Raw genomic sequence first — 23,576 nt, 5'->3', positions numbered from 1 at the left:
CATTGGTTGGAGGACGCCCTGGAGTTGGAACGGCCCCTTGACTCGTGGCCCCACCCTTCCCTACACTTTTCATAAAGCAGAATCTAAATTCCACAAAGCGGAAACGGTCGAAGAGCCGGGGAAGCGCGGGAAGATAGATCAAAGCCCTCCCCGGAAGGACCTACGATGACGTACACAGTGAACTGCTCCATCCTCCTCACGGAGCTGCCCCTGCTTGAGCGCCCGGCAGCCGCCAAGGCAGCGGGTTTTGACGCTGTCGAGTTCTGGTGGCCGTTTGAGTCCTCCGTTCCCGCCGACGCCCAGGTCACGGAATTCGAGAACGCCATCAAGGACGCCGGTGTTCAGCTGACAGGCCTGAACTTCAACGCCGGCAACATGCCCGGCGGCGACCGCGGCCTGGTTTCCTGGAAGGGACGCTGCTCCGAATTCAAGGACAACATCGACGTCGTGGCCGGCATCGGCGAGCGCCTGGGCTGCAAGGCCTTCAACGCCCTCTACGGCAACCGGCAGGACGAATTCAGCCCCGAAGAGCAGGATGAGCTGGCCGCCAGGAACCTTGCAGCTGCAGCAGAAGGCGTCGCCCGCATCGGCGGCACCGTCCTCCTCGAACCCGTCAGCGGCGCATCCAAGTATCCGCTCCTCACCGCTGACGACGCACTCAAGGTCATCGCCCGCGTCAAGGCCGAGTCAGGCGCCACCAACGTCAAGCTCCTCGCCGACTTCTACCACCTGGCAGTCAACGGTGACGACGTCGAGTCCGTCATCGAAAACCACGCCAAGGACTTCGGCCACATCCAGATCGCCGACAACCCCGGCCGCGGCGCACCCTGCACCGGAGAGCTTCCCCTCGGCGAGTGGATCGCCCGCAGCCGCGAACTCGGCTACGACGGCTACATCGGCCTCGAATACAAGGAACCGCAGGAAACGGCCTTCAGCTGGGCAATCCGCCAGCGCGTCAGCCAGTAATCCCCACCCCGCCCAACTGAGTAGCAGTAGATGTCGTTTAGAGCCCTCAAAACGACATCTACTGCGACCTAGTTGGGTAACCCCACACAGACTTCAGAAAAGAGAACCATCATGAGCAACGTTGCAGTCATCGGACTCGGAATCATGGGACTGCCCATGGCCATCAACCTGGTCAAGGCCGGCCACACCGTCACCGGCTTCAACCGCAGCCAGGACAAGATCGACAAGCTGGTCTCCGAAGGCGGCAAGGGCGCCACGAGCATCGCCGACGCCGTGAAGGATGCCGACGTCGTCATCACCATGGTCCCGGACTCCCCCGACGTTGAGGGCGTCGTCACCGGCAAGGAAGGCGTCTTCGCCAACGCCAAGAAAGGCACGCTCTGGATCGACGCCTCCAGCATCCGCCCCGACGTCGCCAAGCGCCTCTCCGACGAGGCCCGCGAAGCCGGCATCCGTCCCCTCGACGCACCGGTCTCCGGCGGCGAACAGGGCGCCATCGACGCCGTCCTCTCCATCATGGTGGGCGGCGACAAGGAAGACTTCGATGCAGCGTCGGACGTCCTCAACGCCGTCGGCAAGACCATCGTCCACGTCGGCCCCTCCGGCTCCGGCCAGACCGTCAAGGCAGCCAACCAGTTGATCGTCGCCGTCAACATCCAGGTCCTCGGCGAAGCCATCGCCTTCCTCGAGGCCTACGGCGTGGACACCGACGCCGCACTTAAGGTCCTCGGCGGCGGCCTGGCCGGTTCCAAGGTTTTGGACCAGAAGGGCCAGAAGATGCTGGACCGCAACTTCGACCCCGGCTTCCGCCTCGCCCTCCACCACAAGGACCTGGGCATCGTCACCTCCGCCGCCCGCGAAGCCAACGTCGCCGTCCCCCTCGGCGCCGTCGTCGCACAGCTCGTCGCCGCCACCGTCAACCAGGGCGACGGCGCACTGGACCACTCCGGACTCTTCAAGCAGGTCCTGCAGCTCTCCGGCCGCGAGTAACCGGTGATTGAGCCTGTCGAAATCCAGGTTTCGACAAGCTCAACCACCAGCGCCCCCTCCCAAAACGGGGCACATTGACACGGACACGCCGGCCGCCGTCGTAAATTACGACGCCGACTCCCCCAAACTGCCCCGCGACGGCTCGCCGGGCTACTTCAGCACACCCAAAAACAGGTTTCAGCAGGCTCAACCACCGGGCCCAACCAAAAGCTTCCAAGGAGCACACCATGAGCAAGATGCGTACCGTTGATGCAGCGGTTGCCATCCTGGAAAAGGAAGGCGCCATCGAGGCGTTCGGCCTGCCAGGCGCGGCAATCAACCCCTTCTACTCCGCGATGCGGGAACACGGCGGCATCCGCCACACCCTGGCCCGCCACGTTGAAGGCGCCAGCCACATGGCCGACGGCTTCAGCCGCGCCAAGGACGGCAACATCGGCATCTGCATCGGCACCTCCGGCCCCGCCGGCACCGACATGATCACCGGCCTCTACGCCGCCTGGGCAGATTCCATCCCCATGCTCTGCATCACCGGCCAGGCCCCGGTTGCCAAGCTGCACAAGGAAGACTTCCAGGCCGTGGACATCGAGTCCATCGCCAAGCCCGTCACCAAGATGGCCATGACCATCCTGGAGCCCGGCCAGGTTCCCGGCGCCTTCCAGAAGGCCTTCCAGCTGATGCGCTCCGGCCGCCCCGGTCCGGTGCTGCTGGACCTGCCCATCGACGTGCAGCTGGCCGAGATCGAATTCGACATCGACACCTACGAGCCGCTGCCCATCGAAAAGCCCAAGGCCTCCCGCAAGCAGCTGGAAAAGACCCTGGACATGCTGACCGCAGCCAGCCACCCGCTGATCGTGGCCGGCGGCGGCATCATCAACGCCGGCGCGTCCGCACAGCTGGTGGAACTGGCCGAGATCCTCAACGTTCCGGTGATTCCCACGCTGATGGGCTGGGGCACCATCCCGGACGACCACCAGCTCATGGCCGGCATGGTGGGCCTGCAGACATCGCACCGTTACGGCAACGAGAACTACCTGCAGAGCGACTTCGTGATCGGCATCGGCAACCGCTGGGCCAACCGCCACACCGGCGGCCTGGAGACCTACACGGCAGGCCGGAAGTTCGTGCACATTGACATCGAGCCCACACAGATCGGCCGCGTGTTCTCGCCGGACCTGGGCATCGCGTCCGACGCCGGTGCGGCGCTGGCCGGGCTGGTTGAGCTCGCCAGGGAGCGCAAGGCGGCAGGGTCCCTGCCGGACTACAGCGCCTGGGTTGCCGAATGCCAGGACCGCAAGGCCTCCCTGCACCGCAAGACCCACTTCGAGAACATCCCCATCAAGCCGCAGCGCGTGTACGAGGAGATGAACAAGTCCTTCGGCCGTGACACCATCTACGTGTCCACCATCGGCCTGTCCCAGATCGCCGGCGCGCAGATGCTGCACGTGTTCGGCCCGCGCAAGTGGATCAACGCCGGCCAGGCCGGCCCCCTGGGCTGGACCGCCCCGGCAGCTCTCGGCGTTGTGCGCGGCAAGCCGGACGAGACCGTTGTTGCCCTCTCCGGTGACTACGACTTCCAGTTCATGATCGAGGAACTGGCCGTGGGTGCCCAGTTCAACCTGCCGTACATCCACGTGGTGGTGAACAACTCCTACCTGGGCCTGATCCGCCAGTCGCAGCGCGGCTTCAAGATGGAGCAGAACGTGTCCCTGGCGTTCGAAAACGTCAACAGCGCGGACTTGTCCGAAACCGCACGCGGGTACGGCGTGGACCACCTGAAGGTGGCCGAGGGCCTGGGCTGCAAGGCCGTGCGCGTGGAGGACCCCAACGACCTCGCTGCCGCGTTCGACAAGGCCAAGGCACTGATGGGCGAGTTCCAGGTTCCCGTGGTGGTTGAAGTGATCCTGGAAAAGATCACCAACATCTCCATGGGTGTGGAAATCAACGCCGTGAACGAGTTCGAGGAGCTGGCCGAGACCGCCGCCGACTCCCCCACCGCCATCCTGGCCCTGCAGGCCTAGACCAGAAAAGACAGCACTGCCATGCGCATCGTCATCGCCCCGGACAAGTTCAAGGGATCGCTCTCCGCCCCGGACGTCTGCACGCACCTGGAAAAGGGACTGCAGCGTGGCGCCGGCGGCAACCTTGACGTCGTCCGGATTCCGGTGGCCGACGGCGGCGAGGGCACCCTCGACGCCGCCGTCGGCTCCGGCTTCACCCGCCGCACGGCAACGGTGGGCGGCCCCACCGGCCAGCCGGTGCGCGCGGACTTCGCCGTCCGGGACCACGAGGCCGTCATCGAGATGGCCACCGCCTCCGGGCTGGCGCTGGTGCCCCAGGTGGCCCGCGGCGGAAAGCCAACGTCCGCGGATGCCACGACGGCCAGCAGCCTGGGCACCGGCCAGCTGATCCGCGCTGCCCTGGACACCGGCTGCCGCCGGATCGTGTTGGGGGTGGGCGGCAGTGCCAATACCGACGGCGGTGCGGGGCTCCTGCAGGGACTCGGCGCACGGTTCCTGGACGCAAGGAACAACGAACTGCCGCCCGGCGGTGCTGCGCTGGCAAACCTGCACAGCATCGACTTCACCCACTTTGAACCCCGTCTGGTGGACACACGCTTTGTGCTGGCGTCCGACGTCGACAATCCCCTGCTGGGCGCCCAGGGCGCCGCGGCGGTTTTCGGCCCGCAGAAGGGCGCCACACAACAGGACGTCGACATGCTCGACGCCGCCCTGGCCAGGTTTGTCGAAGTCCTGGCCAGGGAAATCGGATTCCGCGCCGTCAAGGCAGCGGAGGCTCCCGGTGCCGGGGCGGCCGGCGGGGTTGGCTTCGCAGCCATCGCCGCCCTGGCCGCCACCCGGCGCCCGGGAATCGACGTCGTCCTCGGATTCACGGGACTCGCCGAACGCCTGGCCGGAGCCGACCTGGTGATTACCGGGGAAGGCAGCCTGGACGAGCAGAGCCTGCTGGGCAAGACTCCCATGGGTGTGGCCCGGGCAGCCGCCGCGCAGGGCGTTCCGGTCATCGCCGTCTGCGGCCGCACCACGCTGGCGGAAGAGCAGGCAGTCGCCGCCGGGTTCGAGGAGATTTACGCTTTGACAGAGCTCGAAAGCAATGTAGACAGGTGCATAGCAGAGGCCGGACAGCTTCTGGAGCAGCTGGGCACCCAGATCAGCGGGAGGTTGGCGGCCGAACGGCCCGCCCGCACCGCAAGTACCAAGGAGGACCTCCATGTCTGAAGACCGTTACGACCTGGTCATCCGGGGCCGGCGCATCATGACCACCGCCGGAATCGCCCCGCGCGAGGTGGGCGTCCGCGGTGGCAAGATCGTTGCGCTCGAGCCGCTGGGCAACGGCCTGGCCGGCACCGAAATCATCGAACTCGCCGACGACGAAACCCTGCTTCCCGGCCTGGTGGACACCCACGTCCACGTCAACGAGCCCGGCCGCACCGAGTGGGAGGGCTTCGCCTCCGCCACCCGCGCCGCCGCAGCCGGCGGCGTCACCACCATTATCGACATGCCGCTGAACTCCGTGCCGCCCACCACCACGGTGGAGAACCTCAAACTCAAGCGTGAGGTGGCTGAGGACCAGGCGTTCATCGACGTCGGGTTCTGGGGCGGCGCCATCCCCGGCAACAAGGCGGACCTGCGCCCCCTGCACGACGACGGCGTGTTCGGCTTCAAGTGCTTCCTCCTGCACTCGGGCGTGGACGAGTTCCCGCACCTGGACGCGGACGAGATGGAGGAGGACATGGCCGAGCTGAAGTCCTTCGATTCCCTCATGATCGTCCACGCCGAGGACTCACACGCCATCGACCGCGCACCCCACCCCGGCGGCGACCACTACTCCACGTTCCTGGCCTCCCGCCCGCGCGGCGCCGAGAACAAGGCCATCGCCGAGGTCATCGAACGGGCCCGCTGGACCGGTGCGCGTGCGCACATCCTGCACCTGTCGTCGTCGGACGCGCTGCCCATGATCGCCTCCGCAAAGCGCGACGGCGTCAAGCTCACCGTGGAGACGTGCCCGCACTACCTGACGCTGATGGCCGAGGAAATCCCCGACGGCGCCACCGCGTACAAGTGCTGCCCGCCCATCCGCGAGGCCTCCAACCGGGAGCTGCTGTGGCAGGGCCTGCAGGACGGCACCATCGACTGCATCGTTTCGGACCACTCCCCCTCCACCCTGGACCTGAAGGACCTGGAAAACGGTGACTTCGCCGTGGCCTGGGGCGGGGTCTCCTCGCTGCAGCTGGGCCTGTCCCTGATCTGGAGTGAAGCCCGGCACCGCGGCATCCCGCTGGAGCAGGTTGTCAGCTGGATGGCGGAAAAGCCCGCCAACCTGGCCCGGCTCACCAACAAGGGCCAGCTGGCGCTGGGCTACGACGCCGACTTCGCGGTGTTCGCACCGGATGAGGCCTTCGTGGTGGACGTCTCCAAGCTTAAGCACAAGAACCCCATCACCCCGTACGACGGCAAGGCCCTCTCCGGAGTGGTCCGCAAGACGTTCCTGCGCGGCGCCGTGGTGGACGGCCAGACCCCCACGGGCAAGCTGATCCGCCGCGGCGGAGTGTAAGGACGCGCCATGGCAGTGGAAGTCCACCATCCGCGGACGGCTTACCGTCCGCGGATGGCACAGCCCAAAGCTGCCGCCCGCGGCCTCGCCGTGTGGGTGGTTCCGGAGGAGGGCACCAGCCCGGAACTCCTCGCCCGCGCCGCCCAACTGGTCCTTGCCAGGGCCCTGCAGACTGCTCCGGAGGCGGAAGTCCATTGGCCTGCTGCCGGAGCTCCCACGTCCGGGGTCTCCGCCTCGGCGGAAGGAGCCGCAGACGACTCCTCTCAGCCTTCCTCCGCAGCGGAGAACCCCGGCGGCGCCTCTCCTGGACAAACGGACGACGACGGCGGCACCCGGCTGCCGCCGTCGGCCGGCCCCGTCAGCCGCATGGCCGTGGACCTGGCCGCCGATACCGTCCTCCTGGACGGCAGGCCGGTGCCGCTCACCGGCGTCGAATTCAAGGTGCTCCGCTACCTGGTGACGCACCTGTCCCGCACCGTGGGCCGGGAGGAGCTGCAGGAGTTCCTGGACTCGTTCGAAACCCCCGGCGCCTCGGCTCGATCCATTGATGTTTACGTGGGCCGGATCCGCCGGAAACTGGGTAATGCGCGCCATGCTGTAGCCACTGTCCGCGGCGGCGGATACCAGTTTGTGCCGGGAAAATCGGCAACAGTTCGCGGCCCGGCGGAATACTGCATATGACGCCGGAGTTGTATGACTGAGCGGGAAGCCGCTTCACTTGATGTCTTGCCAGTAATGACAAACCCTTCCAAAGGAACGCCATGAGCCACACCCTGACCACCAAGCTTCAGCCCGGAACCCAGGCCCCTGACTTCACCCTCCAGGACGCCCAGGGCCGCCAGACTGCCTTGGCCGACTACCGTGGCAAAAATGTCATCGTGTACTTCTACCCCAAGGCCGCCACCCCCGGCTGCACCACCGAGGCCTGCGACTTCCGCGACAGCCTGGCCTCCCTGCAGGGCAAGGGCTACGAGGTCATCGGCATCTCCCCGGATGCCCCGGAGGCCCTGGCCGGCTTCACCGGCGACTTCTCCCTGACCTTCCCGCTGCTCTCCGACGAGGACCACGCGGTTGCCCTGGCCTACGGCGCCTGGGGCGAGAAGCTGGTCAACGGCGAGATCGTCGAGGGCATCGTCCGCTCCACCGTGGTGGTGGACCCGGACGGCAACGTCACCCTGGCCCAGTACCAGGTCCAGGCCGACGGACACGTCGCAGCGCTGAAGGAAGCCCTGGGAATCTAACCTCCCTGCCCTTCCCACCAGGACGCTCCATCACGTCCTGCGTGTTTTTTCAGGACGCTCCATCACGTCCTGCGTGTTTTCCCCTAACGCCCCTGCAGATCCTGCGGGGGCGTTAGGCGCTTTCCGGGTAAAGCCGGGCCGCAGGCAGATGCCGCCGGGCAGAATGGCCGTATAGCCGCTTTACGAGGAGGACCCGGATGGCAAGGAAAGAACTGGACCGCAGCGGGTTAGTCCTGGAGTTCGAGGACACGTTTGAAGGACCGGACCTGGACAGCAGCAAGTGGATCCCGCGCTACCTCCCGCAGTGGAGCAACTCCGAAAGCGCCCGCGCAAGGTACCGTTTCACCTCCGACGGGCTGGTGTTGATGATCGAGGAGGACCAGGCTCCGTGGTCCCCTGAACACAACGGGGGACTGCGGGTTTCCAACCTCCAGACAGGCGTTTTTTCCGGGCCGCTGGGAAGCACCGAAGGCCAGCACCACTTCACCCCCGGCCTCAGGGTCACCGAGGCCCAGGCAGAGCAGCGGCTGTACATCCCGCACTACGGGCTAATCGAGGCCCGCGTTGCCGCCATCGCCGACCCCGCCTGCCTGGTTGCCCTGTGGATGATCGGCTTCGAAGACATCCCGGAACACTCCGCCGAAATCTGCATCTTCGAGATCTTCGGCTCCGACATCGGTGCCGGCACCGCGAAGATCGGCATGGGAGTGCATCCCTTCGGGGACCCCCGCATCCAGGACGATTTCCGGAAAATAGAACTGGCCGCGGACGTGACCGAATTCCATACCTACAGCGCCGACTGGACGCCGGACGGTGTCGATTTCTATGTCGATGACCGGTTTGTGGCCGCGGTGGAACAGTCGCCGGACTATCCAATGCAGCTCATGCTCAACGTCTACGAGTTTGAAGGCGCATCCCCGTCGGCGTCCACGTATCCCAAGGAGTTCCTGGTGGACTGGGTCCGCGGTTACCGTCGCGAACCGAATCCCGTTGCCGCTTCCACAGCCGAATGACAGGATGGCCGCATGGTCATCGAGGTCCGTCCGGCCACCAGTTTCGAGGACGTCCGCGCGATCGTCGGGCCCAAACGGCCCGACGCGAACGTCTGCTGGTGCCTGAGCTACCGCATCCCGTCCAAGCAGAACCAGGCGCTGCACGGAACGGAGCGCGGGGAGCTGGTGAAGCAGTTGGTGGCGGAGGATCCGCCACCGGGTGTGTTGGCGTACGACGGCGGCGAGCCAGTGGGGTGGGCCGCGGTCCACCCCCGCGCGGACACAAGTTTCGCCGCGAACCGCCGCATCCCGCACGTGGATGACCTGGATGTGTGGTGTGTGTGGTGCATCCGTGTCCGCCCGGGGCACCGCGGCAACGGCATTTCGCACGCATTATTGGCAGGCGCAGTGGAGCTGGCTCGCACGTACCGGGCACCCGCCGTCGAAGGCTATCCCGTGGACAACGGCGGGAAGAAAGTGGACCTCACCATGGCCTATGTGGGCACACGCAAACTCTTCGAGGACGCAGGCTTCACCAAGGCCGCGGGCACGGACTCGGTGCTGAACGGCTTTCCGCGGGTGCTGATGCGGCTTTCGCTGCTGTGAGACGGCGTCCGGGCCGGCCGCAGGTGCAGCCGGCCCGGACGGACCATCCAGTGCCTTGGGGGTCAGCCCAGGTCGAAGCGGTCCAGCTCCATAACCTTCACCCAGGCCGCCACGAAGTCGTTAACGAACTTCTCCCCGCCGTCCTCGCTCGCGTAGACCTCTGCGATCGCCCGGAGCTGCGAGTTGGACCCGAAGACCAGGTCCACCGGGGTGGCCGTCCACTTCAGCTCGCCGGTGGAGACGTCGGTGATCTCGTAAACGTTCTCCTCGCCTTCCGAGGCCTTCCACTTGGTCCCCGGCGAGAGCAGGTTGACGAAGAAGTCGTTCGTCAGGACCTGCGGCCGGTCGGTGAGGACGCCATGGCTGGAACCGCCCACGTTGGTGCCGAGGGCACGCATGCCGCCGACCAGCACCGTCATTTCCGGTGCCGACAGGTCCAGCATGAACGCCTTGTCCAGCAGGAGGGTTTCCGGCTGGAGCTTCTCGCCCTGGCGCACGTAGTTCCGGAACCCGTCCGCGCGCGGCTTCAGGTACTGGAACTGCTCGACGTCGGTCTGGTCCTGGGAGGCGTCCGTGCGGCCGGGCCGGAACGGCACGGTGACCTCAAACCCGGCGTCCCTCGCCGCCTTCTCCACCGCTGCGCAGCCGCCGAGCACAATAAGGTCCGCCAGCGAAACCTTCTTGCCCCCGGCCTGGCCAGAGTTGAACTCCTGCTGCACCGCCTCGATCTTCTGCAGCGTGGTGGCCAGCTGCTCCGGTTCGTTGACTTCCCAGCCGCGCTGGGGTTCCAGCCGGATCCGGGCACCGTTGGCGCCGCCGCGCTTGTCGGTCTTGCGGAAGGTGGAGGCCGCGGCCCACGCCGTGCCGGCGAGCTGCGGGACGGTCAGGCCGGAGTCCAGGAGCCGTGCCTTGAGCGAGGCGATGTCCTCCTCGCCGACCAGCTCGTGGTCAACGTTCGGGACCGGGTCCTGCCAGAGCTGGGCCTCCGGGACCCACGGTCCGAGCATGTGCGGGCCGACGGGTCCCATGTCACGGTGCAGCAGCTTGTACCAGGCCTTGGCGAAGGCGAGCTGGAACTCGTCGGGGTTCTTCAGGAAGCGCCGCCCGATTTCCTCGTAGACCGGGTCGAAGCGCAGCGACAGGTCGGTGGTCAGCATGGTGGGCCGGTGCTTTTTCGCGGGGTCGTGCGCGTCCGGGATGATCTCGGGGGCATCCTTGGCCACCCACTGGTGGGCCCCTGCCGGGCTCTTGACCAGTTCCCACTCGTACTCGAACAGGATCTCCAGGAAGCGGTTGCTCCACTGGGTGGGCCGGTCCGTCCAGGTGACCTCAAGGCCGGAGGTGATCGTATCGCCGCCCTTTCCGCTGCCGTAGGTGCTGAGCCAGCCCAGCCCCTGCGTCTCGAGGTTCGCGGCCTCCGGCTCGGGACCTACGTGCGCGTCGGCGTCAGCGGCGCCGTGGGTCTTGCCGAACGTGTGTCCACCGGCGATCAGCGCGAAGGTCTCTTCGTCGTTCATCGCCATCCGCTTGAACGTCTCGCGGATAAACGCTGCGGCGAGCTTGGGATCCGGGTTGCCCATCGGCCCCTCGGGGTTGACGTAGATCAGGCCCATCTCGGTGGAGCCCACGTCCTCCGCCATCTGGCCTTCGCCGATGTAGCGTTCGTCGCCGAGCCAGGTGTCCTCCGGGCCCCAGAAGATTTCCTCGGGCTCCCACACGTCCTCGCGGCCGAAGGCGAAGCCGAAGGTCTTGAAACCCATGGACTCGAGGGCCACGTTGCCCGCGAGGACCAGAAGGTCTGCCCAGGAGAGCTTTTGGCCGTACTTCTGCTTCACCGGCCACAGGAGCCGGCGGGCTTTGTCCAGGTTGGCGTTGTCCGGCCAGCTGTTGAGCGGCGCGAACCGCTGGCTGCCGTCCCCGGCACCGCCGCGGCCGTCGTGGACGCGGTAGGTGCCGGCTGCATGCCAGCTCAGCCGGATCATCAGGCCGCCGTAGTGGCCGAAGTCCGCGGGCCACCAGTCCTGGGAGGTGGTCAGGACCTGGGTGATGTCCTGCTTGAGTGCCTCGACGTCGAGCTTCCGGAATTCCTCGCGGTAGCTGAAAGTGGGGCCGAGCGGGTTGCCGGCCGGGTTGTGCGCGTGGAGCACGGAGAGGTCGAGCTGGTTCGGCCACCAGTCGGCGACGGTGCGCGGCCGGTGAGCCTTGGGTTGCGGCGAATCGATGGCGGGATTTTCGCTCTCGCTGCCGTGCGAGGTCACGCTGTCATGGGCAACCGGGCAGCCACCCTCAACCTTGCTGTCCAAGCCCTGGGCGCTTCCCGGGGTAGGGACCGGGGGGTGGTCCTGACGATCGGTCATGTGCTTCCTTCCATATGGCCGAGGCCGTGGTCGGACTCGGGCAGCCGGTTCAACCCTCCTATTTGACCATGAGCGGAAGCCACAGCGAGAGTCCAGTTGGGCATGGAAAACGATCGCTTGCCCGGTGCACTGCCAGGACCAGGAATCACGGGGAGGGGGTCAGGGTTTCTTCCACCATTTGCCGGGCCAGTCTTCGTCGATCGCCCATAACGCCAGGAGCAGCGCGTCAACTGTCATAAGGCCGGCAATAAGGTACGCCCAACCTGTCCACCAACCCATGGCAATCTCCTGACTGTATCCCCCAGCCACTCGATTGCTCCTAAGTGTGGCACTTAAAGCGCCGGTACGGAACGGCCCCCGGCCGCAGTCCTGAAAAGTGCCTCAAGCCGGTAATGCGCCTCGGTTTCCAGCTTCAGGCGGCGGGTCAGCTTCTCCACCTGCTGGGACATCTCCGCCCCCACCGGGAGCCGGTCCCCGGGCCAGTTCCAGACGTCCCGGGATTCAGCCAGCGCCTCGGCCAGTGCGTGGGCGGCGGCCCGGACCTTCCGGGAGTGCAGGTAGACGCGCAGCAGCGCTTTGGCCTTGCCCGCGCCGGCCGCCAGTACATCCCGCACTATGAAGTCGAGTCCGACGGCGGGCTTCGCGGCGGCATCCACCACGGACACTTCGGGCGCGGCCCCGTCCCCTGCGGACGCATCCGGCCTCGCAGCGGCAAGCGCCACTTTGTGGTTCCTGAAATTGTGGTGTGCCATAGCGCTTTGCCTTCCCCAAGCCGTCCAGCCCGCGGGCGGGTCGCCTTTGACCCGCCCGCGGAGACTGCTGCCTGGCTACGAGTCTCCCGGCCCTTGCTCAATGTCCGGGCAAGTGCATCCCAAGATTTGCGCAAGATCCGGCAGTGTTCCCGGCACCCGGGGCGAACCCGCGAATAGGGCGCTGCCGGCACATACGAAGGCTGCTTCGCACTTTGTACGCGTGTGACATGCCGCGGGCCGGTTAATACTGTAGAAAGTAGGAATGGTCTCTCCCTCCGAACTCCGCCGCGCCGTCGTGATCGAGGACGATCCGGACATCCGGGGGCTGCTGGTCCGTGTCCTGACGAAGCAGGGTTTCGAGGTCACCTACGCGGATGCGGGCCTGGTGGGAGTGGAGGAAGTCCGCCGCAGCCAGCCGGACCTGGTGACTCTGGACCTGAACCTGCCGGATCTGGACGGCCTGGAAGTGTGCAAGCTGCTCCGCGAGTTTTCGGATGCCTTTATCGTGATGCTGACCGCCCGCGCCGATGAGCTGGACAAGCTCACCGGCCTGGATAACGGCGCGGACGAATACATCAGCAAGCCGTTCAGCCCGCGCGAACTCCAGTCCCGGATCAACGCCCTGTTCCGCCGCCGGCCCTCCGCCGCGGCGGACTCCGCGGCCCGCAGTGAGCTGGAGCGCGCCACCGAAGTCCAGCAGAGCCTGCTGCCCAAGGAAGACATCCGCGTGGAAGGCTACGACGTTGCCGGCGTTTTCCGCCCGTCCCGCAGCGTGGGCGGCGACTTCTACGACTGGTACCAGACCCCGGAGGGACTCCACCTCACCTTTGCTGACGCCATGGGCAAGGGCATGGGTGCTGCGCTGATCGCCGCCACGGTCCGGGCCGTCATGCGGTCCACCGTGCACCGTCCGGACCTTGACGGGGCCTTCGCCTCCGCCAGCAAGGCCATCGCCACGGACCTCGATTCATCCAACTCCTTCGTGACGCTGTTCCACGCCCGCCTCGACGCCGCGTCCGGGAACGTCAGCTATGTCGACGCCGGACACGGGCTTGCGCTGCACGTCCAGTCCGGCGGGACCGCCTACCGCCTCCCCTCCGGCGGCCCGCCCGTCGGCGCCTGGGCAGGAACGCAGTGGCCGCAATCCGGGCTGGAACTTGCTCCCGGGGACTCCCTGGTGGTGGTCAGCGACGGCGTGCTGGACGTCTTCGACTCCGTGGAAGACGTCACCGCGGCTGTCCAGCAGGCAACGCAGGGCAACGGCTCCGCGCAGGCAGCCAGCAGTGCCATCATGGCTCTTGCCCCGGCCGAGACCGCCGAGGACGATGTTACGGTGGTGGTGGTCCGCCGGCTGCCGCAGGAGGTGGCTGCATGACCCGCTTCTGGACGCGGCTGGTGGTGGTGCTGACCGTCCTCACCGGCCTTAACTACATTGCCTGGCGCTGGGCGGCCTCCCTGAACTGGGATGCGTGGTGGATCGCGCTGCCGCTGGTGATCGCCGAAACCTACAGCCTCATCGACGTGATGCTCTTCGGCATGACGGTCTGGAAACTGAAGATCCGCAAGGGCGCTCCGCCGCCTCCCGCGGACGCCACCGTGGACGTCTTCATCACCACCTACAACGAAGACCTGGACATGGTGATGACCACCGCGCTGGCTGCCCAGAAGATCCGGCACCCGCACAGCACCTGGATCCTGGACGACGGCGCCCGCCCCGAGCTCAAGGCCCTCGCCGAGGAGCACGGGCTGGGCTACGTCACGCGCAGCGGGGACTGGACCCCGGACCTCCCCCGGCACGCCAAGGCCGGCAACCTCAACAACGCACTGATGCAGACGGACGGGGAATTCCTCCTGATCCTGGATGCGGACCAGATCCCCGAGCCGGACATCCTGGAAAAGACCCTCGGTTACTTCAACAACCGCCGGGTGGCCCTGGTCCAGACGCCCCAGTACTTCAGCAACGTTCCCGCCGATGACCCGCTCGGCAGCCAGGCACCCCTGTTCTACGGCCCCATCCAGCAGGGCAAGGACGGCTGGAACGCCGCTTTCTTCTGCGGCTCCAACGCCATCCTGCGCCGCGAAGCCCTGATGCAACTGGGCCTGGTGGGCTATGTGAAGGAAACCGAGAAGAGCATCCGCCGCGCGCTCGCGGCCTCCCGCTCGGCCATCAGGCAGGCCCGGAAGTCCGCCGACGTGGAAACGCCTCTGGTGGCCGAGGTGCTGGATGAAGTGGAGGCCGCCACCCGCGAGGCCCAGCAGGAACTCGAAGCCGGCCAGCCGCTGGGCGAAATCACCTACCGGGTCCGCCGCCGCGTGGACGCCGCCGTCCAGACCCTGGTGCTGGCCGACGTCGAGGCACTGCAGTCTGACCTGGAGGAAATCGCCGCCATGGAACTCGCCCACGTGGGCGAGACCGGCGTGCCCGTGGTGGCGGACGACGCCGTCCAGCGGATGTCCCGCCGCGACTGGTCCCCGCTGGGTGCCCTGGAATCCGTCCAGGCCGTTCTGGACGCGCTCTCCGTGGAACGCAACGACGAAGCCCAGCCGGTGATGCCGCTGGCCACCATCTCCGTCACGGAGGACATGGCAACCGCCATGCGCATGCACGCCATGGGCTGGCAGAGCGTCTACCACCACGAGGTCCTCGCCTACGGCCTGGCCCCGGAGGACCTGAAGACCATGCTCACCCAGCGGCTGCGCTGGGCACAGGGAACCATCCAGGTGCTGCTCCGGGAAAACCCGCTGGTGCAGAAGGGCCTCAAGCTCGGCCAGCGGCTCATGTACTTCGCCACCATGTGGACGTACCTGAGCGGCTATGCGGCGGTCATCTACTTCGCGGCCCCCATCATCTACCTCCTGCTGGGCATCCTGCCGGTCACCAGCCTGAGCTGGGACTTCTTTGTCCGGTTTATCCCGTTCATGGTGGTCAACCAGCTCCTGTTCGCCGTCGCCGGCCGCGGCATCCCCACCTGGCGCGGCCAGCAGTACAGCCTGGCGCTGTTCCCCACCTGGATCAAGGCGTGTTCGACGGCGGCACGCAACGTGTGGTTCGGCCGTCCCCTCGGATTCGCCGTCACCCCCAAAGCCCGCCAAAGCGGCGGACCCAGCTGGAGCCTCATCCAGCCCCAGATCGTGGTGTCGGTCCTGCTTGCCGTGGCCGCCGTCGTCGGTATCATCCGCCTGGCCACGGGACTGGCCGAACCGCTGGGCACCCTGGTCAACGTGGCCTGGGTCATTTTCGACCTGGTGGTCATGAGCATCCTGGTCCGCGCCGTGCTCTACAAGGGCTACGAACCGGCCACAGAACCTGCAAACACAGAGAGGAATCCCGATGGAGTTTAGCTATGAGGTCAAGGACTCATATGCGGAGGTCAAGGCGGACGGGCGGCTCAACATGGTCTCCGCTCCCAAGCTGCGCGAGTTTGTGACCGACGTGATCGCCGGCGGATCGAACCGGATCGTGGTGAACCTCGAGAACACCGCATTCATGGACTCCTCGGGGCTCGGCGCGCTGATCGGCTGCCTTAAGGCGGCCCGGCAGGCAGGCGGCGACCTCCGCATCGCGGCCGTCCAGCCGCAGGTCAAGATGGTCCTGCAGCTCACCAGCATGGACAAGGTGCTGACCGCCTACGCCTCCTCCGCCGAGGCGTTCAGCAATGACTGAGGTCCTCGCCTCGCGCAGCTACCGGGGACTGGCTGCGGAGGACGCCATCGAATCAGTCCACAATGACCTGGACAGCCTCTGGCTGGACGTCCCGTTCGTAGGGGACATGGACCAGATGACGTTCACGACGGCGGTGATCGAGTCCGCGTCCAACATCGTCCAGCACGCCGAGCCGGCAGGGCAGGACCCCGTGGAGCTGGGCGTGGACATCGAAGTCCGGCCCACCGTGCTGCAGGCCCGCGTCAGCGCCTACCATGCCAAGCCGCCGTTCGGTGCGATGGAACCCGGGGCGCCGGGCGAGGATGCCGAGTCCGGCCGCGGACTGGCGCTCATTGAGGCGCTGGTCACCACCGTCACCTTCGAGCGGCAGGACGGCACCAACACCTGGGTACTGTCGCGGACCTCGTCCCGCGACTAGGAACGCGGGCGCCGGCCCGGGCAGCACCCGGGCCGCCGCCCTTCGCGTTTCAGGAACCGGCGGGAAAGTGCACCGATACGGTGGTGCCGCCGCCGGGCGTCTCACTGATGGTCAGTTCGCCCCCGTGCGACTGGGCGATCCGCCGGCAGGTGGCCAGGCCAAGACCGGTCCCGGGGCCGTCACCGGGACGGTTCAACCGGACCAGCGGCTGCAGGGCCCGCTCCCGGTCGGCTGCCAGGATGCCCTTGCCGTTGTCCGCCACGTGCACGGTGACCCCGCGGGGGCAGGTACCGGCAGTCACCGCCACCTCAAGGGCGCGTTGCGGGCTGCGGTAGTTCATGGCGTTGGCCAGCAGGTTCTGGACCAGGGTGCGCAGCTGCGCACGGTCGGCAAACAGCTCTGCGTCTTCGCACAGGATGCCGCTGCCCAGCCCAAGGTCCACGCCAAGGTCCTGGGCAGCCTCTGCCGTCACCGCCAGCAGGGACACCCGCTCCCGGTTCAGGGAGCCGTCCGTGCGGGAGTAATCCAGCACGTCATCGAGGGTTCCGAGCATGCGCCGCCCGCCACTGGCGATCAGCCCCAGGTATTCCATGGACGGATGGTCCGGTGCGATGCCGGGATCATCTTCCGCGAGCTCCACGTATCCCAGGATGGTGGTCAGGGGCGTCCGCAGGTCATGGCTGACGCGCCCCGCGAACTCCGCCAGCATGGCGTTGCTGCGCCGGAGCTCGGCCAGGGCGTCGTTCAACTGGAGGGTGCGGTGCTGCAGCTCGAAGAGCTCCACTGCCTGCTGCGCCAGCACCTCCAGCAGGTCTATCTGATCCGGCGTGGGAAGCGCAGCCTCCGTGGAAAACACGCACAGGGAGCCCAGCACCAGCCCGGTTGAGGTTTTCAGCGGCACCGACGCATAGAAGCGGACATCGGCAATTTCCCCCGTGACGAACGGGTTGGCCGCGAAGCGCGGGTCCTGGGATGCGTCACGCACCACGGTGGTGCCGGGGCCCATAAACACGGTGGCGCACATGGAATCCTCGCGCGAGCAGATGCCGGCGTCGATTCCCGAGGCCGCAACCTGCAGCTGGTGGCTGGATGTGATGATGTTGACCACGCCGTACGGGACACCGCACAACGATGCGGCGAGGCGCACCAGGTTATTGAGGGCACGCTGGGCCCGGTCATCGACCAGTGCCGGTATGGTCCCGGGGCTCGCGGGCACCAGCCCGTACTCCCGCAGGTCAACGTCCCGCCCGGCATCCTGTTCGGTCAGCATTTGCATAGCCGCCCCGTCCGTATTCACTTGATATTCCATTATTGGTTGACACGGCCTGCGGCCCCTCCGCGATAATACCGGCTGCGCGGAACAGCCGTTGTACTCTCTTGACACCAGTCGTTGACTGCCCTTAGATATTACGTATGCTGAAATAACAGTTCCATGATGCGGAAGCCTGGTTGCGATGTCGTCGCTGCCGGGTGCCGGGAAGTCCGGCCTCCGCATAGCCGTCACCATGGATGCCAGCATTCGTACCGAGGAACCAGCCAGCATGAAGCTTGCCGAATTCAACACCGCGGACCCGGCCGCCGCCGCGGACACCCTCCGGCCCTGCATCGACATCACCAGATGGGTGGACACCGTCGCCGCCGCCCGGCCCTTCGCCAGCAAGGAAGCCCTGTTGGCCTTCGCGTCCGAAGCGGCCAACCCGTTCACCTCCGCCGAGGTGGAATCAGCGATGGCGCACCATCCACGGATCGGGGAACGCCCGACGGCGGGCACCACCGAGGCATCCATGTCCCGTTCCGAGCAGGCCGGCGTCGACCCCGCCGATGCCGCGGCCGCGGAGGCCCTGGCCAAAGGCAACCGGGACTACGAGGAAAAGTTCGGCCGGGTCTTCCTGATCCGCGCCGCCGGGCGCACCGCCCCGGAAATCCTGCAGTCCCTCAACGAACGCCTCACCAACACCCCCGCCCAGGAGGACACCATCGTGGCCCAACAGCTGCGTGAAATCGCCGTCCTGCGGCTGGAAGGACTGATCACCGAATGAGCGTCTCCCACGTCACCACCCACATCCTGGACACCGGCGCCGGACGCCCGGCGGCCGGAGTCGCCGTCGCCCTTTTCCAGAACGACGGCGGCACCTGGCGCCGGCTGGCAGCATCCAGCACCGATGCGGACGGCAGGGCGAAAGACCTGGGCCCGGAGCAGCTGGAACCCGGCCATTACAAGCTCAATTTCGCCACAGGCCACTACTACGCCGGGCTGCAGACGGCCACATTCTTCCCGGAAGTGGACCTGGTCTTTGAAGTCACCGGGCCTGAGCACTACCACGTGCCGCTGCTCCTGAGCCCGTTCGCCTACTCCACCTACCGGGGCAGTTAGGGCGGGCTGCGTCAAGCGGATTAACGCAATGTCGGCCCCGTCACAGATCCCGTCATAGGATCAGGAAGGAGACTAACCGAGGGGCCGCTTTGCAGCCTTGTGGCGGGCAGTGAGCCGCAGAAACTACGTGAGAGTGGATCATGGCTTCGAACAATGACCTTGAATCCGACGCCGATACCGAGGGCACACAGCACGGCGGTGTCCAATCCGTGGAGCGGGCACTGACCGTCCTGGAGATCCTGGCCCGGGAAGGCCATGCCGGCGTGAGCGAAATCGCCGAAGAAATGGGGATCCACAAGTCCACCGTCTCCCGCCTGATGGGATCCCTGGTGAGCCGCGAGATGGTCCACCAGAACAGCGACCGCGGCAAATACCAGCTGGGGTTCGGCATCCTGCGCCTCGCCAGCTCCATACCCGGTCGGCTGAGCCTGGTGCAGGAAGCCCGGCCCGTACTGGAGAGCCTGGCCCTGGAATTCAAGGAAACCGTCAACCTGGCCGTCCTGCGTTCCAACTACGCCGTCAACGTGGACCAGGCCATGGGCCCGTCAACGCTTGCCACGTACGACTGGGTGGGCAGCCTGACACCCCTGCACGCAACGTCCAGCGGGAAGATCCTGCTGGCCGCCCTGAGCGCGGACGAGCGCGACCGGATCCTGAAGGAAACCGGCCTGTCGGCGCGGACCCCGCGGACCATCACCAGCAGGAAAGAGCTGGAAACCCAGCTGCTCGACGTCGCCCGGAACGGCTACGCGGTGGTGAACGAGGAGTTCGAGATCGGCCTGACGGCTGCCGCCGTTCCGGTCTTCAACCACCTGGGTGTGGTCGTCGGTGCCGTAAGCATCTCGGGACCTGCTTTCCGCTTCATTCCCGAGGAGACGCCCGGACTCATCGATGCACTCAAGCAGGCCGGACTGCAGATCAGCGCAAAGATGGGTTACACCGGCGGCCGCTGAACCACTTCGAGCCGGGCTGCGGTTCTTCGCGTGAAAGCGGAGGGCCGCAGCCTTTCGGCGTTTAACAGGCAACAAAGGCGAAAACCCTTGACATCTCCTGTGCGCTCCGTCACGGTGTTGCATATGGTGATGCGTGTTGCTCAGGGCGAGCGGGCGCGATCAACCCCCCGCAGCCAGCTCCCGCCAACGCCACCCAGGAGAACCACAGACCATGAGCGCATCACCACGCGTTGTCATCATCGGAGCCGGCATCGTCGGCACCAACCTTGCCGACGAACTCGCCGGCCGCGGCTGGACCAACGTCACCGTCCTGGAGCAGGGTCCGCTGGAATTGGCGGGCGGGTCAACCTCGCACGCACCGGGCCTGGTGTTCCAGACCAATCCGTCCAAGGCCATGACGGAGTTCGCCACCTACACCGTGAACAAGCTTCTCTCGCTCAGCGCCGACGGCGTCTCCTGCTTCAACCAGGTGGGCGGGCTTGAGCTGGCCACCACCGAGGCGCGGCTCGAGGACCTGAAGCGCAAGCTTGGCTACGCCACCTCCTGGGGCGTCGACGGCCGGCTGATCGACGCCGACGAATGCGAAAAGCACTGGCCGCTGCTGAACAGCGGAGCCCTGGCCGACGGGCGGCGTGTCCTGGGCGGCCTGTACGTCCCCTCGGACGGCCTGGCGTCCGCAGCCCGCGCCGTCCAGCTCCTCATCGCCAAAGCCCGCGCGGCAGGCGTGACGTTCCTGGGCTCCACACCGGTCACAGGCATCGAGCAGGCGGGCGGCAAGGTCACCGGCGTTGAAACGCCCGACGGCGTGATCCCGGCTGACATCGTGGTGTCCTGCGCCGGGTTCTGGGGCCGCGAGCTCGGCAAGATGGTGGGCATGCAGGTGCCGCTCCTTCCCCTGGCGCACCAGTACGTCAAGACCACTCCGCTCGAGGGGCTGCGGGACGTCAATGAGCTTCCGAACGGCGCCAGCAAGCCCATCCTGCGTTACCAGGACCGCGACCTCTACTTCCGCGAGCACGGCAACCGGATCGGCATCGGCAGCTACGCGCACAAGCCCATGCCCGTGGACATGGAACGGCTGCCGCGCGTCGGTGCCGGTGAGATGTCGGACCACAACATGCCCTCCCGCCTGGACTTCACCCTGGAAGACTTTGCCCCCGCCTGGGAGGACTGCCAGGACCTGCTGCCGGCCCTGCACGCGACGCAGATCAACGACGGCTTCAACGGCATCTTCTCCTTCACCCCGGACGGCGGCCCGCTTATGGGCGAATCGCCCGACGTCGAAGGGTTCTTCGTGGCGGAGGCCGTGTGGGTCACCCACTCAGCCGGCGTGGCCAAGGCGATGGCCGAGATGCTGGTGGAAGGCGAGTCCCGCACCGACCTGCACGGCTGTGAAATCTCCCGCTTCGAGAAGGTGCAGACCTCCGACGCATACGTCAGCGAAACATCCCAGCAGAACTTCGTGGAAATCTACGACATCCTGCACCCGCTCCAGCCCCGGGAAGCACCGCGGGACGTGCGCGTGAGCCCCTTCAACGTCCGGCAGAAGGAACTGGGGGCGTTCTTCCTGGAGTCCGCAGCCTGGGAGCGGCCGCACTGGTTCGAGGCCAACCGCGGCCTGCTGGAGGAGCTGCCCGCCGAATGGCAGGCCCCGGAACGGGATGAATGGTCCGGGATGTTCCACTCCCCTATCTCCGCAGCCGAAGCGTGGAAGACGCGTACCGCCGTCGCGCTGTACGACATGACGCCGCTCAAGCGGCTCGCCGTCACCGGCCCCGGAGCCCTGGACCTGCTCCAGCGCCTCAGCACCGGCAACATCGCCAAGAAGCCCGGAGCGGTCACCTACTGCCTGCTGCTGGCGGACGACGGCGGCATCCGCAGCGACGTGACCGTCGCGCGGCTTGGCGAGCAAGACTTCCAGCTGGGCGTGAACAGCAACGTGGACTTCGACTACCTGCGCGTGGAGGCCCGGAAGCAGTCCGCCGGGGACCCGTCGCGGTGGGTGCATGTCACGGACATCACCGGCAGCACCTGCTGCATCGGCCTGTGGGGACCGCTGGCGCGTGAAGTGATGGCCAAGGTCAGCACCGACGACCTCAGCAACGACGGCCTGAAGTACTTCCGCACCAAGGAAATCAACATCGGCGGCATTCCCGTCACGGCAATGCGGCTCTCCTACGTGGGCGAGCTCGGCTGGGAGCTGTACACCACCGCCGAATACGGCCTGAAGCTGTGGGACCTGCTCTTCGAAGCGGGCCGGGAGCACGGCATCATCGCTGCCGGCCGCGGCGCCTTCAACAGCATGCGGCTGGAAAAGGGCTACCGGCTCTGGGGCACTGACATGACCACGGAGCACCACCCCTACCAGTCCGGCCTGGGCTTCTCCGTGGCCAAGGACAAGGTTGGGTACGTGGGCTGCGATGCGCTGGCCGCCCGCAAGTCGCAGCCGGCGGCCAAGACGCTGCGTTGCCTGACGGTCGACGACGGCACCTCGGTGGTGCTGGGCAAGGAACCTGTCTACGTCAACGGCGAAGCCTCGGGCTACGTCACCAGCGCCGCCTACGGCTTCTCCATCGGCAAGCCGATCGCCTACGCCTGGCTGCCGTCCGCCGTTGACGTCGGGGAAGCCGTGGAGATCGAATACTTCGGCCGGCGCGTGGCCGCCACCGTCACCGCCGAACCGCTGTTCGACCCGGGCATGGAACGCCTGCGCGGCTAAGCAAAGCAGTGGCTGGGCCCGCCGAAACCCCCGATGGTTGAGCCTGTCGAAACCCGGCGGGCTCAACCACCTTTAAGTTCCGCTAACCCCCCAGCTGCACAGTCCCTTCGAGGTACCGCACGCACGTGCCGGAGAGCAGCGTGCGCCCGCCCTCCACGCGGCAAAGCACCGTGCCGCCCCTGGCCGAGAGCTGACGGGCAGCCAGGACCGTGCTGTCCAGCCGGCCGGCCCAGAGCGGCGCCAGCTGGGAGTGGGCCGAGCCGGTCACCGGGTCCTCGTCGATGCCGGCCCGGGCACCGAAGAACCGGGAGACAAAGTCATAGCCCGTTTCACCGCCTGCAGCGGTCACTACAACGCCGCGGACCGGCAGCTTCGCAAGCGCGCCAAAATCGGGCGACAGCGTGCGCACTGTCTCGGCATCCTCGACCACGTGGATGAGGTCGGTGGCCAGGAAAGCCTCCAGCGCCGGAACCCCGAGGGCCTCGCTGACAACCGGGTCAACGGCCACCGGTTCGGGCATTTCGGAAGGGAAATCCAGGACGTAGCCCTCGCCGTCCCGCTCCACATAGAGCCAGCCGCTGCGGCTCCAGAACTGCAGGCGCTTGGCGTCGGGGTGGACATCGGTGAAGAGGTACGACGCCGTGGCCAGGGTTGCATGCCCGCACAGGTCCACCTCGATGGCCGGCGTGAACCAGCGGAGGTGGTAGGCGGGCTGCGCGAAGTCGAAGGGCGTGGCCCCATCCGGGATCTCCGGGACGATGAAGGCGGTCTCGGAGAGGTTGTTCTCCTCGGCCAGCTGCTGGAGGACGCTGTCGTCCAGCCAGCCCTCCAGGGGCATCACGGCCGCCGGATTCCCTTCGAAAGGCCGGGTGGCGAAGGCGTCAATCTGGATCAGGGGTATGCGCATACTGTGTCCGCTTTCCTACGTTTAGCCGGGAACATTCCCACTACCGTAGCGGCGGACTGGACTGC

21 protein-coding genes are annotated in these 23,576 nt (G+C 66.7%); 17 read left to right on the top strand and 4 right to left on the bottom strand.

Translation table 11 applies throughout. From position 1 onward, the window contains the following. Nucleotides 1–165: 165 nt before the first annotated feature. From DXK94_RS02535 to DXK94_RS02495, 9 genes are all read left to right on the top strand, one after another. Nucleotides 166–966 (top strand): hydroxypyruvate isomerase family protein, encoded by an 801-nt coding sequence (locus tag DXK94_RS02535; protein ID WP_115523684.1) that lies wholly within the window; start codon nt 166–168, stop codon nt 964–966. A gap of 111 nt (nt 967–1,077) precedes the next feature. Next, nucleotides 1,078–1,956, top strand: a complete 879-nt coding sequence (locus DXK94_RS02530) for a 2-hydroxy-3-oxopropionate reductase (RefSeq protein ID WP_115523683.1) — start codon at nt 1,078–1,080, stop codon at nt 1,954–1,956. Between the two features lie 227 nt (nt 1,957–2,183). Continuing rightward, entirely contained in the window at nt 2,184–3,974 is a 1,791-nt protein-coding gene (gene gcl, locus DXK94_RS02525) for a glyoxylate carboligase (protein ID WP_115523682.1), read from the top strand. A 21-nt stretch (nt 3,975–3,995) separates the two neighbouring features. After that, the gene (locus DXK94_RS02520) at nt 3,996–5,192 is read left to right on the top strand and encodes a glycerate kinase (protein ID WP_115523681.1); all 1,197 of its coding nucleotides are present in this window, start codon (nt 3,996–3,998) and stop codon (nt 5,190–5,192) included. Further along, nucleotides 5,185–6,528, top strand: coding sequence for an allantoinase AllB (allB, locus tag DXK94_RS02515; RefSeq protein ID WP_079595225.1), 1,344 nt, complete (start codon nt 5,185–5,187; stop codon nt 6,526–6,528). Before DXK94_RS02520 ends, allB begins: the two co-directional genes overlap by 8 nt. Nucleotides 6,529–6,537: 9 nt before the next feature. Beyond that, nucleotides 6,538–7,209 (top strand): winged helix-turn-helix domain-containing protein, encoded by a 672-nt coding sequence (locus DXK94_RS02510; protein ID WP_115523680.1) that lies wholly within the window; start codon nt 6,538–6,540, stop codon nt 7,207–7,209. Nucleotides 7,210–7,289: 80 nt separating this feature from the next. Then, nucleotides 7,290–7,769, top strand: a complete 480-nt coding sequence (gene bcp / locus DXK94_RS02505) for a thioredoxin-dependent thiol peroxidase (RefSeq protein WP_115523679.1) — start codon at nt 7,290–7,292, stop codon at nt 7,767–7,769. Nucleotides 7,770–7,966: 197 nt separating this feature from the next. Further along, complete coding sequence (locus tag DXK94_RS02500; RefSeq protein ID WP_115523678.1) at nt 7,967–8,782, top strand: glycoside hydrolase family 16 protein; 816 nt, start codon at nt 7,967–7,969, stop codon at nt 8,780–8,782. A gap of 12 nt (nt 8,783–8,794) precedes the next feature. Next, nucleotides 8,795–9,367, top strand: a complete 573-nt coding sequence (locus DXK94_RS02495; RefSeq protein ID WP_115523677.1) for a GNAT family N-acetyltransferase — start codon at nt 8,795–8,797, stop codon at nt 9,365–9,367. A gap of 62 nt (nt 9,368–9,429) precedes the next feature. Here the strand turns inward: DXK94_RS02495 and katG are convergent, their stop codons facing one another. Further along, the gene (gene katG, locus DXK94_RS02490; RefSeq protein ID WP_115523676.1) at nt 9,430–11,724 is read right to left on the bottom strand and encodes a catalase/peroxidase HPI; all 2,295 of its coding nucleotides are present in this window, start codon (nt 11,722–11,724) and stop codon (nt 9,430–9,432) included. A 332-nt stretch (nt 11,725–12,056) separates the two neighbouring features. After that, nucleotides 12,057–12,476 carry a hypothetical protein gene (locus DXK94_RS02485; RefSeq protein WP_258868407.1) on the bottom strand — a complete coding sequence of 140 codons (420 nt, stop codon included), beginning with the start codon at nt 12,474–12,476 and terminating at the stop codon, nt 12,057–12,059. A gap of 262 nt (nt 12,477–12,738) precedes the next feature. Between DXK94_RS02485 and DXK94_RS02480 the strand changes: the two genes are divergently transcribed. From DXK94_RS02480 to DXK94_RS02465, 4 genes are read left to right on the top strand one after another with little or no spacing between them, the layout of a single operon-like run. Next, entirely contained in the window at nt 12,739–13,851 is a 1,113-nt protein-coding gene (locus tag DXK94_RS02480; RefSeq protein WP_115523675.1) for a PP2C family protein-serine/threonine phosphatase, read from the top strand. Beyond that, nucleotides 13,848–15,818 carry a glycosyltransferase family 2 protein gene (locus DXK94_RS02475; protein ID WP_115523674.1) on the top strand — a complete coding sequence of 657 codons (1,971 nt, stop codon included), beginning with the start codon at nt 13,848–13,850 and terminating at the stop codon, nt 15,816–15,818. Before DXK94_RS02480 ends, DXK94_RS02475 begins: the two co-directional genes overlap by 4 nt. Further along, the gene (locus DXK94_RS02470) at nt 15,808–16,140 is read left to right on the top strand and encodes an STAS domain-containing protein (protein ID WP_115523673.1); all 333 of its coding nucleotides are present in this window, start codon (nt 15,808–15,810) and stop codon (nt 16,138–16,140) included. The genes DXK94_RS02475 and DXK94_RS02470 overlap by 11 nt, the downstream gene beginning before the upstream one ends. Next, a complete protein-coding gene (locus DXK94_RS02465) occupies nt 16,133–16,558 on the top strand; it encodes an ATP-binding protein (protein WP_115523672.1) in 426 nt (141 codons plus the stop codon). Before DXK94_RS02470 ends, DXK94_RS02465 begins: the two co-directional genes overlap by 8 nt. A 49-nt stretch (nt 16,559–16,607) precedes the next feature. Here the strand turns inward: DXK94_RS02465 and DXK94_RS02460 are convergent, their stop codons facing one another. Next, the gene (locus DXK94_RS02460) at nt 16,608–17,834 is read right to left on the bottom strand and encodes a GAF domain-containing sensor histidine kinase (RefSeq protein ID WP_115523671.1); all 1,227 of its coding nucleotides are present in this window, start codon (nt 17,832–17,834) and stop codon (nt 16,608–16,610) included. Between the two features lie 265 nt (nt 17,835–18,099). On the opposite strand from DXK94_RS02460, the gene uraD reads away from it, so the two are divergent. The 4 genes from uraD to DXK94_RS02440 all read left to right on the top strand — a co-directional run bounded on the left by uraD (nt 18,100) and on the right by DXK94_RS02440 (nt 22,604). After that, nucleotides 18,100–18,597, top strand: a complete 498-nt coding sequence (uraD, locus tag DXK94_RS02455) for a 2-oxo-4-hydroxy-4-carboxy-5-ureidoimidazoline decarboxylase (protein WP_115523939.1) — start codon at nt 18,100–18,102, stop codon at nt 18,595–18,597. Next, nucleotides 18,594–18,932, top strand: coding sequence for a hydroxyisourate hydrolase (gene uraH, locus DXK94_RS02450; protein WP_115523670.1), 339 nt, complete (start codon nt 18,594–18,596; stop codon nt 18,930–18,932). The genes uraD and uraH overlap by 4 nt, the downstream gene beginning before the upstream one ends. 140 nt (nt 18,933–19,072) lie before the next feature. Continuing rightward, nucleotides 19,073–19,885, top strand: a complete 813-nt coding sequence (locus DXK94_RS02445) for an IclR family transcriptional regulator (RefSeq protein WP_115523669.1) — start codon at nt 19,073–19,075, stop codon at nt 19,883–19,885. A gap of 211 nt (nt 19,886–20,096) precedes the next feature. After that, entirely contained in the window at nt 20,097–22,604 is a 2,508-nt protein-coding gene (locus DXK94_RS02440; protein WP_115523668.1) for an FAD-dependent oxidoreductase, read from the top strand. 82 nt (nt 22,605–22,686) lie between these two features. Here DXK94_RS02440 and DXK94_RS02435 read toward each other — a convergent pair whose 3' ends face one another. Continuing rightward, a complete protein-coding gene (locus DXK94_RS02435) occupies nt 22,687–23,511 on the bottom strand; it encodes a PhzF family phenazine biosynthesis protein (protein WP_115523667.1) in 825 nt (274 codons plus the stop codon). Nucleotides 23,512–23,576 lie beyond the last annotated feature (65 nt).

Source organism: Arthrobacter sp. RT-1 (genome assembly GCF_003367205.1).
Taxonomy (GTDB): Bacteria; Actinomycetota; Actinomycetes; order Actinomycetales; family Micrococcaceae; genus Arthrobacter.
The sequence above is the reverse complement of the archived record's forward strand: the minus strand, read 5'-3'. Positions and strand labels throughout refer to the sequence as shown.

What these genes read in the sequence shown, in the direction of transcription:
- uraH (WP_115523670.1), top strand. Translation starts at nt 18,594, where the DNA reads ATGAGCGTCTCCCACGTCACCACCCACATCCTGGACACCGGCGCCGGA.
- DXK94_RS02500 (WP_115523678.1), top strand. Translation starts at nt 7,967, where the DNA reads ATGGCAAGGAAAGAACTGGACCGCAGCGGGTTAGTCCTGGAGTTCGAG.
- gcl (WP_115523682.1), top strand. Translation starts at nt 2,184, where the DNA reads ATGAGCAAGATGCGTACCGTTGATGCAGCGGTTGCCATCCTGGAAAAG.
- DXK94_RS02445 (WP_115523669.1), top strand. Translation starts at nt 19,073, where the DNA reads ATGGCTTCGAACAATGACCTTGAATCCGACGCCGATACCGAGGGCACA.
- DXK94_RS02495 (WP_115523677.1), top strand. Translation starts at nt 8,795, where the DNA reads ATGGTCATCGAGGTCCGTCCGGCCACCAGTTTCGAGGACGTCCGCGCG.
- DXK94_RS02440 (WP_115523668.1), top strand. Translation starts at nt 20,097, where the DNA reads ATGAGCGCATCACCACGCGTTGTCATCATCGGAGCCGGCATCGTCGGC.
- DXK94_RS02530 (WP_115523683.1), top strand. Translation starts at nt 1,078, where the DNA reads ATGAGCAACGTTGCAGTCATCGGACTCGGAATCATGGGACTGCCCATG.
- DXK94_RS02510 (WP_115523680.1), top strand. Translation starts at nt 6,538, where the DNA reads ATGGCAGTGGAAGTCCACCATCCGCGGACGGCTTACCGTCCGCGGATG.
- DXK94_RS02435 (WP_115523667.1), bottom strand. Translation starts at nt 23,511, where the DNA reads ATGCGCATACCCCTGATCCAGATTGACGCCTTCGCCACCCGGCCTTTC.
- DXK94_RS02475 (WP_115523674.1), top strand. Translation starts at nt 13,848, where the DNA reads ATGACCCGCTTCTGGACGCGGCTGGTGGTGGTGCTGACCGTCCTCACC.
- uraD (WP_115523939.1), top strand. Translation starts at nt 18,100, where the DNA reads ATGAAGCTTGCCGAATTCAACACCGCGGACCCGGCCGCCGCCGCGGAC.
- DXK94_RS02535 (WP_115523684.1), top strand. Translation starts at nt 166, where the DNA reads ATGACGTACACAGTGAACTGCTCCATCCTCCTCACGGAGCTGCCCCTG.
- DXK94_RS02465 (WP_115523672.1), top strand. Translation starts at nt 16,133, where the DNA reads ATGACTGAGGTCCTCGCCTCGCGCAGCTACCGGGGACTGGCTGCGGAG.
- bcp (WP_115523679.1), top strand. Translation starts at nt 7,290, where the DNA reads ATGAGCCACACCCTGACCACCAAGCTTCAGCCCGGAACCCAGGCCCCT.
- DXK94_RS02485 (WP_258868407.1), bottom strand. Translation starts at nt 12,476, where the DNA reads ATGGCACACCACAATTTCAGGAACCACAAAGTGGCGCTTGCCGCTGCG.
- DXK94_RS02460 (WP_115523671.1), bottom strand. Translation starts at nt 17,834, where the DNA reads ATGCAAATGCTGACCGAACAGGATGCCGGGCGGGACGTTGACCTGCGG.
- allB (WP_079595225.1), top strand. Translation starts at nt 5,185, where the DNA reads ATGTCTGAAGACCGTTACGACCTGGTCATCCGGGGCCGGCGCATCATG.
- DXK94_RS02520 (WP_115523681.1), top strand. Translation starts at nt 3,996, where the DNA reads ATGCGCATCGTCATCGCCCCGGACAAGTTCAAGGGATCGCTCTCCGCC.
- katG (WP_115523676.1), bottom strand. Translation starts at nt 11,724, where the DNA reads ATGACCGATCGTCAGGACCACCCCCCGGTCCCTACCCCGGGAAGCGCC.
- DXK94_RS02480 (WP_115523675.1), top strand. Translation starts at nt 12,739, where the DNA reads ATGGTCTCTCCCTCCGAACTCCGCCGCGCCGTCGTGATCGAGGACGAT.
- DXK94_RS02470 (WP_115523673.1), top strand. Translation starts at nt 15,808, where the DNA reads ATGGAGTTTAGCTATGAGGTCAAGGACTCATATGCGGAGGTCAAGGCG.